10 protein-coding genes are annotated in these 13704 nt (G+C 30.5%); 1 reads left to right on the top strand and 9 read right to left on the bottom strand.

Going from position 1 to position 13704, the window contains the following annotated elements; translation table 11 throughout:
• Positions 1-152: 152 nt before the first annotated feature.
• Both AABM47_RS04660 and AABM47_RS04655 read right to left on the bottom strand, forming a co-directional pair.
• Positions 153-392 (bottom strand): helix-turn-helix transcriptional regulator, encoded by a 240-nt coding sequence (locus AABM47_RS04660; protein ID WP_338409763.1) that lies wholly within the window; start codon positions 390-392, stop codon positions 153-155.
• A gap of 302 nt (positions 393-694) precedes the next feature.
• On the bottom strand, positions 695-1972 hold the full coding sequence (locus AABM47_RS04655; RefSeq protein ID WP_338409762.1) for a replication-associated recombination protein A: 1278 nt from the start codon (positions 1970-1972) through the stop codon (positions 695-697).
• A 305-nt stretch (positions 1973-2277) separates the two neighbouring features.
• Between AABM47_RS04655 and AABM47_RS04650 the strand changes: the two genes are divergently transcribed.
• A complete protein-coding gene (locus tag AABM47_RS04650) occupies positions 2278-3036 on the top strand; it encodes a rhomboid family intramembrane serine protease (RefSeq protein WP_338409761.1) in 759 nt (252 codons plus the stop codon).
• 48 nt (positions 3037-3084) lie between these two features.
• Here AABM47_RS04650 and AABM47_RS04645 read toward each other — a convergent pair whose 3' ends face one another.
• The 7 genes from AABM47_RS04645 to AABM47_RS04615 all read right to left on the bottom strand — a co-directional run.
• Complete coding sequence (locus AABM47_RS04645) at positions 3085-4509, bottom strand: hypothetical protein (protein WP_338409760.1); 1425 nt, start codon at positions 4507-4509, stop codon at positions 3085-3087.
• Positions 4510-4526: 17 nt separating this feature from the next.
• Positions 4527-5723, bottom strand: a complete 1197-nt coding sequence (locus AABM47_RS04640; protein ID WP_338409759.1) for a hypothetical protein — start codon at positions 5721-5723, stop codon at positions 4527-4529.
• Between the two features lie 154 nt (positions 5724-5877).
• Entirely contained in the window at positions 5878-6612 is a 735-nt protein-coding gene (gene rlmB / locus AABM47_RS04635; RefSeq protein WP_338409758.1) for a 23S rRNA (guanosine(2251)-2'-O)-methyltransferase RlmB, read from the bottom strand.
• A 72-nt stretch (positions 6613-6684) separates the two neighbouring features.
• Positions 6685-8115: a SusD/RagB family nutrient-binding outer membrane lipoprotein gene (locus tag AABM47_RS04630; protein WP_338409757.1), complete on the bottom strand. Its 1431-nt coding sequence runs from the start codon at positions 8113-8115 to the stop codon at positions 6685-6687.
• A gap of 11 nt (positions 8116-8126) precedes the next feature.
• Positions 8127-11378 (bottom strand): SusC/RagA family TonB-linked outer membrane protein, encoded by a 3252-nt coding sequence (locus tag AABM47_RS04625; protein WP_338409756.1) that lies wholly within the window; start codon positions 11376-11378, stop codon positions 8127-8129.
• A gap of 820 nt (positions 11379-12198) precedes the next feature.
• Positions 12199-13437: a Calx-beta domain-containing protein gene (locus AABM47_RS04620; protein ID WP_338409755.1), complete on the bottom strand. Its 1239-nt coding sequence runs from the start codon at positions 13435-13437 to the stop codon at positions 12199-12201.
• Between the two features lie 18 nt (positions 13438-13455).
• The coding region (locus AABM47_RS04615) for a hypothetical protein (RefSeq protein WP_338409754.1) at positions 13456-13704 on the bottom strand (249 nt) is incomplete at its 5' end.

The raw sequence follows: 13704 nt of genomic DNA, 5'->3' as shown, positions 1-13704 counted from the left end.
AGAACAATTTCTACCACTACTAATTAAAGCGTGGTTTTTTTATAATAAAATAATTATATTTATTATTTTTTATTTCAAAATTTACTTTATTAATATTGTTTTGTAGAATATTAAATCTATTTTAAGTAGCTATAAATCAAGAAACGATATAGTTACTTAACATTTTCTTTATGCTGAACTACATTATTTTGTAAATTAGTATCAATTAATTCTTCTACCCTAACTTCAAGCATGTTTGCTATTTGTATTAAACGCGTTATTTTTAATCGATTGTCTTCTTTTTCTAAGCGTGCGTAACTAGGTTGAGTTATACCTAACTCATTTGCTAAATTCTCTTGTGACAATCCTTTTTTTATTCGTAGTAGCTTAATTTTGTGTCCTATTTCGTTCATAACGTATATATATTTAAACAAATTTAAACATAATATTTACAATTTGAATCAATTATTGCTTTTTTATCACTTTAAAACAATATTAATTTTAATAGTTAAGGGGTTTAGCTTGTTGTTTTGTTTTAAAGAATAGGATGATTAATAAATTAAATTTCTATAACTAAACCTGCTATTCTTAGTTTTTTTATTATTATATAGCGGTTTAAAGTTAGTTTTGTTATTTAAAACACTTAAAGGAAATCAATTATGTTTCTTATTCAAAATATTGCTATATTTTGAGATATTTAAATAATATCAATTTTTTAATAATTATACTTGTCTTTCCAACGATTCTTTAAAAAATGGCGAATTTCTTTTTCACGATTATTTTCACCAGGCTCATAGAACTTAGTTTCTGAAATTTCAGTTGGTAAAAACTCCTGTTCTATAAAATTATTATCAAAATCGTGAGAATATTTATATGCATCTCCATAGCCTAATTCTTTCATCAATTTGGTTGGTGCATTTCGCAAATGTAAGGGTACTGCCAAATCGCCTGTTTGTTTTACTGCTTGTTGTGCTTTGCCAATTGCGACATAGCTTGCATTACTTTTGGCCGAAGTTGCTAAATATACCGCACACTGACTCAATATTATTCGACTCTCTGGATATCCAATTATTGTTGCAGCCTGAAAGGTATTGTTTGCCATTATTAAAGCCGTTGGATTTGCATTTCCAATATCTTCACTGGCAAGAATTAACATACGTCGTGCTATAAAATTGATATCTTCGCCACCTTCAATCATGCGAGCTAACCAATAAACCGCACCATTTGGATCACTTCCTCGTATTGACTTAATAAATGCTGAAACTATATCATAATGCATCTCACCAGATTTATCATATAAAACCGTATTTTTTTGAGCCAATTGCATTACTTTTTCATTCGTAATTTCAATCAAATCTCCTTCGCTAGCATTAACAACTAATTCAAAGATATTCAACAATTTTCGTCCATCACCCCCAGAAAGGCGCAACAAAGCTTCGGTTTCTTTCAGTTGAATGTCTTTTGTTTTTAAATACGCATCAGTTTTAATCGCTCTATGCAACAAAGCTTCCAAATCATCTTTAGCAAACGGATTTAAAACATAAACCTGACATCTTGACAACAACGCCGGAATCACCTCAAAACTCGGATTTTCGGTCGTAGCACCAATTAAAGTTACCCAGCCTTTTTCTACAGCTGCCAATAACGAATCTTGTTGTGATTTACTAAACCGGTGAATTTCATCAATAAATAAAATAGGGTTTTTTGCCGTAAACATACCGCCACTTTGTTTTGCTTTGTCTAAAATTTCCCTAATGTCTTTAACGCCACTATTGATAGCACTCAACATAAAAAAGGGTCGTTTGCTTTCTTCGGCCATAATTTGAGCCAAAGTTGTTTTTCCTGTTCCTGGTGGCCCCCATAATATTAAGCTCGGAATAATTCCTCTCGCTATCTGATGCGTCAACAATCCTTGTTCACCTACCAAGTGTAACTGGCTTATATATTCTGACAATTTTTTGGGTCTAATGCGTTCGGCTAAAGGTGCTTCCATAGTGTAAATTTAGTCATTGCTGGTTTACGAAGCAATCTTTTTTTTGGAGCACTAACTTTTAGGCATTTTTATTAAGGCTTCTTCCTGCTGTTCATTCTATCTTTTTTTTTGCAAAAAAAAAAGGATGCCATTTCCATCAGGGCTAAAAATTTTCTGTAGGCTTTTTTAGAAAGGTCTGACAAAAAAGCATAAAAATACATTTGGCGTTATCTTTGAACAAACACAAAGTATTCTATGTAAAATTTTGCGTTTCTTTGAGAAACTCTGTGTAATAAAAAAGATTTCCGTTTTCACGGAAAATAAATATGAAAAAAATACAAGATAATCCTTTTCAATTTACACCATCGGTAATTTTATATCCGTTGTTCTTTGTGTTGGTTTTATGGATCGTCTTTTGGGTTGAACATCACTATCATGTAGATTTTTCACATTATGGCATTTATCCACGTAAGGTATTTGGATTGAAAGGAATACTTTTAAGTCCGTTTATCCACGGAGATTTGGAACATTTATTTAACAATTCCGTTGCCTTGTTTGTGCTTTTACTTTTTTTACGTTATTTCTATAGAGCTCAATTTTTAACCGTAGTAATAGTAGGTATTTTGTTTTCAGGAATTGGCACTTGGCTTATCGGAAGACCCAGTTATCATATTGGAATAAGTGGATTGGTTTATGCTTTAGTTAGTTTTATTTTTTTTAAAGGTCTTTTTACTAAATACTATAGGTTAATTGCGGTTTCTTTAACAGTAATTTTATTGTATGGAGGATTGGTTTGGTACATGGTACCTGAAGTAGGTAAAAACAACATTTCTTGGGAAGGCCATTTATTTGGTTTCTTAACTGGATTAGTTTTAAGTTTTTTTTTAAAAACGCCTCAGTTTGAAAAAACAATTTCCTACGATTGGGAAAGTCCAGATTTTAATCCTGAGTTAGACCCATTCATGAAAAACTTTGACGAAAACGGAACATTTGCTCCACCACCAAAACCTGAAGAGGTAATTAAAGAATATTTTAATTCTTCAATACGCGTGATTTATGATTTTATAGGCAGAAAAAAGGAATAAAAAAATCGTCTTATATAAAGACGATTTTTTAAACCATGTAAATTGGTTTTATTCTAAAGTAAAACTTAAAAAGGCCATTTTATTTTCATTGTTTACCACAGCTGCTGTTAAAAGTCTATTGGTATCAGGAAAATAATAAACAACATGGTTTACAAATTTATAATTTTCATTGTCATACATTTGATAATGGTACTTTAAATTAGAAACAGTAAATTTATTATTTGGATTTATTTTATACAACCAATTGTGTAAAATGTTTTCTTTATAATATGTTCCAGGATGGATTATATAGTCTCCTTTTATATTTAACATACCAAATGAATGATATAAATTAGGTTCAGATTGCAAATTAATTTCCAAGCTCATGTTGTTGGTTAAGGTGCCTTCATTCGAAAAAACTAATAAGTTTGACGGTCCAAATTTAAAAATAGGATCCTTCATAGCAGAATTTGGAAAAGTTGCATTAGGTTTTGTTCCTGATTTATATTTTCCTTCAACAAAAACCCTGATTTCATTGTTTTCTACAAAAACACCTCTAAAATTGACTTCTTCGATATCTTTAGTTTTGTCAAAATCATCTATGGCATTGTTTTTTAAAATCTTTCCTGCTTCTAAATCATAGATTAAAATAGAACCAAAATCGCCTCTTCGTATGCCTTTATCTTTATAATTAAAAGCAATTAAATAATCTTGAGTTCCAATTGAAATTGCAATAGGTTTGTGTACTCTTGTGTTTTCTTCAATTGTTTTTTTAGTTTCAGTATCTTTAGTAATGACTGTAAAATAATTGGTTTCTTTATAACTTCGAGGTCTTCTTAGAAATATAAAGTTACCGCTATTTGAAATTATTTTTTCACCTGTAAAAAAGTCATCTTCAAATAGAACAGTTTTTTTAAAAACTACATTAAAAGAGGAACGCTGTAATATTATACATTCAGTAACTTCGGGTTCTTTCTTTTTGCTTCTAGCTTCATAAGCAACTCCTATGTAATTGTTGTTTTGAGATTTTGAAACATGATAGTATCCAAACTTTTTTAAGTCAGTACTGGCATATGAAGTAATTACATGAGAACTATATAGCCCTGTTTCTTTATCGAAGATGTATTGAATAAGTTCATTTATTTTTCTTTTATTTGAATAGGATTCAATTAAAAAGGCAATTTTTGCAGAGTTAATTTCGTAAGCTCCATGAAAATTATGTAAGGTAAAAATATCAATGGCAAAATCTTTAATATAAGTATCAATCAATTGATTTTTTTGATCAAATTTTCTTAATGTTAATTTATGACTTGATGCCATACCGTCTCTATTTGTGACCGTAAATAAATAATGGTTGTAGTTATCAACTAATACAATCTGGGGTTCTTTTTCGTTTTCCTTGTCAAATTCAAAATTATCGCCCTTTATATTATCCTGTGCCTGTAAAAAACTCAAAGTAAAAATAAGGAAAAAAGTTATTTTTTTTAGTTTCATTTTCTTGGAATTCAAGATTATTTTGATTTGTATATTTGAGTTTCAATGTTTTTTAAGTCATTGTCATCGTCATAAGACAACTTCATATAAATCATATTTTCTTGCATCTCATTTAAATACATTTCTGCATCTTTTTTATTATTCATTGCCAAATTCAAGCGGATAAGATTAAAGTATAAAAACTCACCAATTTTAGCATTAAATACTGCTTTTTTATTTTTATAATCAACTTTAGCAAGGGTATTGGTCCAAATGTCAATTCCTTTTTGTAAACCTTTTTTTGCTATCTCAGTTATTTCAGGGTTTTGTGGATTAAGTTTTCTAAGATTTGTAGAAATGTAAATGTCTGCTTTTTCAAGTTCATCATATGTGCCTTTATTTTTTACGCTTAATATTTTAACCTTACTCTTATAAGATTGGTATCCAAAAGTGTCATTTAAATACTTGTTTACGGTAGCTATTACTTCGTTTAAAAAGTTTTTTTCAGTTAGGGGCTTGTTGATGTTGTTGCTTGGCGAAGAAGATACAAATTTAAATTCTTCATAGAATGCTGTACTAACTTTCTCAACTCCTTTTATATCTACTTTTAATTTTGTAGGTTGTTTCGCAAAAGTTTGCCCTGCATTGTCCTGAAATGTAATTTCACTAATATTTAAAAAGACTTTTATGTTTTCTCCCAAAGTTGTAAAGCCATCAATTTTTATTTGTGTTTCCAAAACGTTATTGTTTACTATTATATAATCGTTAAGATTAGGAGATTGATAAATCGGCTTTGCAGGTTTTACATAGGTTGGTTTTGTTGGCGATGTTAATTTAGGATTTTTTCCTTGATCAGTCATCGATAAACGTTCTAGTAATGAAAGTTTTTTAAATTCTTGAGATTCTAACTGAAATTTTTCATTAGCTTTTAAAACTTCAGTTTCATGATTTTTTAATTTTTGTAGAAATTCTTTTTCACTATCCAAAACTTTTTTATCGTAATTTTTTAATTCGGTATCAAAGTCAATTTTAGATTGATTTATTACATCTTCTGAAGTTAAGTTGTAAGGTGAAGTTACATTAATTTTATAAGTTCTCATTGCTTCTTCCGTGTTGTAAACAGGAGCTTTTAGTGATTCAAACTCAATGTAATCACTAGAGATGTTTTGTGCAAATAAAGTCGTTACATTTAGTAATATTAGCAAGCTTAATGCTGAGATTTTTTTTAATTTCATTCGTTTATAAATTTAAATTAATAGATATTTATTTTTTTATTAAAAGAGCACCTCAATTTAAAGGTTCTGATGTCGATAAACGGTTTTGAGTTAGTTAAGGAGACAGGGGGTGTGTTTAATTGTATAGGGTGCTTTAGGGATAATTGTATTTTTTTTATTGTCTTTGTCGTACCACTTCATATAAAAATGCCCCACAGGCAACGGAAACATTTAAAGATTCTATTGTTCCATACATAGGTAATTTTGCTTTTTCATCAACTATTTTTAATACAGACGGGTTCACACCACGGTCTTCACTACCCATAATAATGGCTAAAGGTTCGTTTAGTGCTAAACTATAAATAGTACTATCTGTTTTTTCTGTGGCAGCAATGGTTTTTATACCGCTTCCTTGTAAATGAAAAATGGCATCTTTAATATGGTCTACTTTGCAAATAGGCACATTAAAAACAGCACCAGCACTAGTTTTTACAGTATCTCCATTTACAGGAGCTGAACCTTGTTTTTGAACAATAATACCGTCGACACCTGTACACTCGGCAGTTCTAATTATAGCACCAAAATTTCGTGCATCAGACAATTGGTCTAATATTAAAAATAAAGGCGTTTTTTCTTTAGCTAAAACAGTTTCAATTAATGTTTCTAAATTATGAAAAGATACTGGAGAAATTGTAGCTACTGCACCTTGATGATTTCCTGAAGTTAAGCGGTTTAACTTTTCTACAGGAACATAAGAAAAATTAATATTGTTTTGTTTCATAGCTTTCATCAAATCCTTCATCAAGTCACCTTGAAGCTCTTTTTGTAAAAACACTTTGTCAATTTCAGTTTTAGATTGAATAGCTTCAATTATTGCGCGTATTCCAAATATTTGATTGTCTTTTTCCATTTGGTAAATGTATAAAAAAAACCGTCACTTTTTGGTGACGGTTTTTAATATTAATATTATTTAAAGATTAGCTTAATTTGCATCCCAAAATATTTTTGTTGTTTGATTGTCTCCACCTATAGCAGCTGAAGCAGCTGTATAATTAGTTGAATTTAAGTTTTGTTCAGCAATTGGATATGTATATCTTGTAGGAACAGGATCTCCAGAAACAGCTGGTAAATTAAATCCAGGCATGTCATAAGTTCTCCATGCAGTCCAAGCTTCGTAACCTCTGTTGTACATAGCTAACCATAATTGGTTTCCTATTTTTACTTTCCAACTTCCTGGAGCTGTTGTATAAGCTACAGCAGGATTTGCAAGATAAGCAGCTACACCAGTTGTACCCCAGTATTCAAAAGAAGCTGTAATACCTGCGTTGTAAAATCCTTCAGCATTTGATGTGTTTCCTGCACGTTCTGCAACGTCGGCTAAATAAAAGCTTACTTCAGAATAATCCAATAAACATGCTGCGTTTGTAGGGTCAATAATTGAAGCACCTACATGCGTATAAGAAGAAAAACTATTGTTATCTCCATAAGGTCCACCAGTATATAAACCAGCTCCTAAGTTTTGATCAAAATATTGTTCTCTTCTAGGGTCGCTTAAGGTATTCATAAAGTCTACTAAAGTATTTGCTGCAACAAAATCAGATCTTCCAGACTGAACTAAATCAACCCAAACAGGATTTGTATTAGGACTAGCACTAGAATAACTTAATGATGCATTATCTGCATTAGATGTAAATACACCTCCTGCAACAGCAGCTTGAATAGTTGAAGAAGATAATGAAGCCATACTAGGTGCATCAGCTATACGTAAGCCCATTCTTAAAAGTAATGAATTACCAAATTTTTTCCAAGCTACTGAGTCACCACCATAAATTTTGTCAGCAGATCCAAAGCCACTACCTGTTAAATTTGGAATTGCAGCTGATAAACGCCCAATTAAATCAGTGTAAATTGTAGCTGCATCACTATATGCCGGTAAAGCATAAGCTCCAGCATTTAAAGCTTCTGTGTAAGGAATGTCTCCAAAAGTTTCAACAAGGTTTGCCCAAGCATATACAGAAAGTATTTCTATTTGTGCATTTCTTGATTGCTTTTGAGCAGTTGTTAAACTAGAATCTTCATCTGTTACATTTTTTGCAGTTGCTAAATCTAACAATATATCTCTGTACATTTCAGACCAATGACTACCAGTAATACCTCGAGTATTAAAATCATAATTAGCTTCGTCTACATAAGTAGTTTCTGTCCAATGTTGACCCAACATTCTGAAAATATTAACATTAACATTAGTACTTGTCATTTGATCTACTAAACTCTTTGCAGCAGAATTGAATAAAAATTCTGAACTGATTGAGGTAGGATTTTTTGGGTCTCTATTTAAGTCTTCATATTGTTCATCTGTTTGACAAGAAACAAACGCTAGAATACTTAAAGTTAAGATTGCTATTTTTTTCATATTTTTATTTTTTAGAATTGTAATTTAATGCTTGCTCCAATTTCTTTTACAGATGGGTAAGCCCCAGACTGATATCCTTGAACATTACCTGAACTTAAACCAGCTTCAGGATCTGCATAAGGTGTACTTTTATCGATAATCCATAAATTTCTTCCGATTAAAGATACAGATGCATTTGTGAAAAACTTACCTAAATTTTTAGTGTCAATATTATAAGTAATACTTGCTTCACGTAATTTTATATATCCAGCATCATAAACGTGTGCTTTATTAGGAGCTCTTGCATAACCCCATGGGTTTGCATAAATATTTGTATTTCCTCTAACTTGGTTCGTAGTTCCATCAGGAGCTACACCAGCTAAAATAATACCACCTGAATCTGCACCATAATTTCCTGGAGTACCTGTAACAACATCTCTTATAGGGTTGCCTAAATCATTTGTACCTGCAGAAAAATCATATAAACCAGTTGCATAACCATACCATGTGTCAAGTGAGAATACATCTCCACCTTTTTGCATGTCAATTAAGAAACTAAAATTTAAGTTTTTATAGGTAAAACTATTCACAAGACCAGCTTTCCAGTCTGCATTAATATCACCAATTACTTCATTATTAGTAGATGTTCTTTGGTAAGTACCTATTCTAGATGCAGAACCAGTTTGGTTAACAATAGGTTGACCGTTATCGGCATAGATATAATCACTACCTCTAATAGTTCCGTATGGTTGACCTGGAGTAGCATTAATAGATACACCACCTTGTAAACTTGCTAATTGTAAATTTTCTATACCATTTAACAATTCAACAACTAAACTTTTATTTTTAGACCAGTTTAATGTAACATTCCAATTAAAATTATTTGTTGAAAAAGGAGTTGCATTTAATTGAAGCTCAACACCTTTATTTTCAATAGTACCTGCATTTAATAATGCTGCACTATATCCTGTTGCAGTAGAAAGAGGAATACTTGTAATTTGGTTTATGTTTTGAGTGTTGTAAAATGATAAATCAAAACCAATTCTTTTTCTAAAAAAGTTCATTTCTAAACCAAATTCATAACTATTTTGTCTTTCAGGTAATAAATCTGGATTACTAGCGACAGATGGATTACTAGCAGTACCAGTTCCGTTAAACGGTGTTCCAATACCATAGGTGTTAAATACATTGTATGGATTAGTAGCACTTCCTACTTCTGCATAATTTGCTCTTACTTTACCAAATGATAACCATGGAGCTTGAATTAGATTAGAAAAAACTAAACTTCCTGAACCAGAAAAATAACTGTATCTGTTATTTGCTTTTGGAAGTGTAGAAGATCTATCACTTCTAAACGATCCTTCAAAATAAGCAAAGTTATCATAACCTAAACTTGCTCTTATGTATTGTCCATCTACCATGCTGCTTGAGTCATATTCTGATGGGGCATTTATACCATTAACACTATTTGATAATGCATAAAGACCTGCTAAGTTTAAACCTCCATTAGTAGCAGCCAAAATACTATTACGTTGGTTGTTTCTTAAATTATATCCAATGTTACCTTCTAAGTTTAATTTATCAGTTAAATCTTTATTGAAGTTTAACATTAAATCATAATTGTATTCAGAAACATTGTTGTTAAATCTTGAATAAGATGATACATCAGCACTTCCTACATTAATTCTTTCTTCTTGTAATTCAGAATAAGTGTCAAAAGAAAATCTACCCATAACACTTAACCAACTGTTTATTTTGTCGTCTAAAGCAACATTACCAAAATAACGTGATCTTGTGTCTGTTTCATAATTTTCATAAAAAGTCCAATATGGATTATCAGAATAAATAGGAGATAAATTATCAATACCGTTTGGATTCCAAGTAATATTTTCTCCTGTTTGAAAATAAGCAGCTTTTTGTTGGTCAAAATCAACATTCATTTGACTCCATTGTCTAAATTGTTGCATTACATTTCCACTAGAATAACCTGTACCGTTTCGTCCTTTACCATCTGTAACAACATAATTAAAGTAAGTTGATACTTTTAATTTTTCTGTTAAGTCTTGAGTCCCAGAAAATGAAATGGTGTTTCTTTTTAATTTACTGTTTGGCAAATTACCTTCTTGTAATAAATTAGTAAAACCTAATCTAAAAGATGAAGTATCGGTTGCTTTATCTAATGATAATGAGTTAACACTTGTGCTTCCTGTTTTCCAAACAGAGTTTGGATTAGCTTTACCAGCTATCCAAGGAGAAGCTACTCCATAAGTTTCAGTTAATTGAGGATAAATAGAATTCCATTGATACACCATTAAGCTAGGGTCAAATGCTGCACCATAAGAAGCATCTTCTGTAAATGGTGTTGTTAAATCGTCTATACCATCTCCATTTACATCAGCTAATCCAAAATAACCTGTTGCATCGTCATAATAAGGACCATATCCAGCTCCATATTTATTTTGATATTTAGGTAAAGTTTCTTTGTCAGCAGTTCCTGAAGTATAACTTGAAGTAAAAGATACTCCAATGTCTTTCCCTTTTTGTCCTTTTTTTGTTGTAATCATTACAACACCATTAGAAGCACGAGAACCGTATAAAGCAGTTGCAGCAGCTCCTTTAAGAACATTGATTGATTCAATGTCATCAGGATTCATGTCTGAAGCAGCATTACCATAATCATAACCACCTCTACCTGATTTTTGACCACCAGTATTAGAATTAGCATTGTCTATTGGAATACCATCAATAACAAATAATGCTTGATTATTTCCTTGAATAGAGTTGTTTCCTCTAATTACTACTTGGGTTGATCCTCCAAAATTTCCTGAAGTTTTTATTTCAAGACCTGCCACTTTACCAGAAAGTGAATTCACAAAATTAGAACTTTTAATATTAGAAACTGCATCTCCTTTTACTTCTTGAGTTGCATAACCTAATGCCTTTTTTTCTCTTCTTATACCTAAAGCAGTAACTACTATAGATTCTAATTCTTCAACGTTTTCTTTAAGTATAACGTTTAGTTTGTTTGAATTTACCACAACTTCTTGTGTTTTCATTCCAATAAAAGTAAAAACAAGTGTTTGACCTGTTTTTGCTTCAATGCTATACTTACCATCGAAGTCTGTTTGAGTTCCAGTAGATGCGTCTTTAACCATTACCGTTGCTCCTGGTAAAGGCCCGTTTACATCAGATACTACACCTGATACCGACTTTGTTTGTGCATAAGACATGTGCACAACTAACACCATTACAAGTGTTAAGAGCCTTAAAGCTTTTGATTTCATAAAATTATGTATTAAAGTTAATGCGTCAAATTTAACATAAATTTAATAATAAATAAACATTTTCTTACTTTTTTTTATACATATCAAAAATAATAATAAAATAAAACTTACAAATTATGTTTTATTTATTAAACATTTGATTTACAGCGTTATATTAATTTTTTTTTATTTATTAAAAATTAAAAGCTACCAGTTAAATCTAGTTTTTAAACTTTATTTCATTTATAAATAAAGAATTATACTAATTAATAATATCGGTTTCTTAAGTTATAATGTATTTTTTGGATTTATTTTATACATTTAATTTAAAATTTTGGGTATAATTTAAAATTTTGATAAAAAAAAGTAAGTGCCGCTGTTTTTTGTTAAAACTAACATAAATAAATTGTTTAGTTTTAAAACATTAACTTTTATTTATGCCTATAGTGCTCAAGGTTATTAAGCCTTTGAGGGGTTACAAAAAAGGTATTGTAGATTATTTTAATTGTTTATGTAAATGACATAAAAAAACTGCCTCTTTTAAAATCGTCATTTATATAAAACTTGCAACTACATGTTTCTGAGTTATATATATAAGTATTTATTCTAATTCAATAAATTGTGTGTCATAGAGTTCTGTAATTGATGTAAGATGATAGATCTGATGATAAAGATGTTCTGTTTGTAATAACACCGTGTCAATTTCAGTTTTACATTGAATGACTTCAATTGTAGCACAAATTCCAAATATTTGATTGTCTTTTTCTATGGTGTTAAGGCATAAAAAAAACCACCTCGTTAGAAGTGGTTTTTTTTTATGTAAATTGTTTTTTATTGAAAACTATTGTTTTGCTAACCTAAGTCTATACCCTGTATATGGTCCAAAATTTAAACCTAAATTTATAGATCTATCACAAAAGTTAACTGTTCCATTTCCTGTTACGGGAAGTGTTTGCCAGCCTATGTATGCAAAATCTTCGTTTGAAGCCACGGTACATTTACCGTCAGTACTAATTGTAACCTCTATATAAGAAGTTGTTGGGTTGCTAATATAAGGATTATTAGTACTTAAAATTTTAAATTTATAAAGACCTGAAGCAGCATCATATTCAACTGGAACTACATTTCCAACACTATAATCATTCCATTGGTCTAAAGTTACAACATAGTTGCCATTAAATTTAGTAGCATCTAAAGAAGATTTTCCTATAGACTCAATAGTATAATTAGTACCAACTTTAGTTAAAGAAGCTAATTTAAAAAAGTTGTTTGGACAGGTAAATTGAGAATTTAAACCTGCAGGAAAAGTGTAAGTTAAATCATTAATTACACCTATTTGGTTAAATATGACAGTCAAATCTATATCAAAGAAATTTATAGTTGTAAAACTCATTGTATCATATAAGTCTGCAACAATATAGTAAGTGCCATCTGGTGCTGCTGGATTTAACATAAAAGTTTCAAAGCTTGAACCATCTGACCCAGCTAAAATAGCAGATTGGTTATAATTTTGATCAGTAAGAAGTAAACGTAAGTCAGCAGCTGTTGTTGGATTAATTAAAACGCCATTTAGATCATATACATGTGTTGCCCATTTTAAATCTATCATCAAACCATTTTCTACATAGTTTGAAATGTTGAAAGTAACTTCTACTGGAGTAACTGAACCATTTGAAGTTTGACTATTCCCAATTTGTAATGTAAAAAATTCTGTTTCTTCAGCCAAATTATCACTAAAAATTGTAATAGAACCAGTTCCTGATAAAGTGTTTGCAGGTATTAACACATCTGAAGTAAATTCAAAATCTGCTCCATCTGTTGCAGTACCGCCTACTTGTGTTACTTTTACATGTACATCTACACTTTGTGATGCACTCATTAAAACCGTAAAAGGATAAGTCGCATCCGTTTCAATTAGGTTTTGCGGAGAAGCAAAAGGCACATTTACACTTATTGTAAGATTTTCTCCTACCTCTTGCACAGAATCTCTTGTAGCATCGTCTTGATTACATGAAGTAAATAAAGAACTAACTATAACAAAAACTCCTATGCATAGAAATTTTATTTTATTATTTTTCATATTATTTTATTATTAAAATTAGTCTACAATTTTTTCAAGTACTTCGTAAAATTCTCTAGGTCCAGAGCCAGTTGTGAAATAACCATACGTCATATATATTTTGTCTTTCCCATCTACGTTGTCTCTTACAATTGTATTATTTGGTGTTGCCCAACTACATGCGTTTGGTAAACTACCTGGTGTTTCATCACAATTAGTAGCACCATAACCATTAATAAGTTGTGCTGTACCATTGTATAATACAGGAACTTGAACGTGGTCTAAATT

It is taken from the genome of uncultured Flavobacterium sp., from assembly GCF_963925415.1.
In the GTDB taxonomy this organism is placed as follows: Bacteria; Bacteroidota; Bacteroidia; order Flavobacteriales; family Flavobacteriaceae; genus Flavobacterium.
Note: the sequence above shows the minus strand (reverse complement) of the source record. Positions and strands in the feature narration are given on the sequence as shown.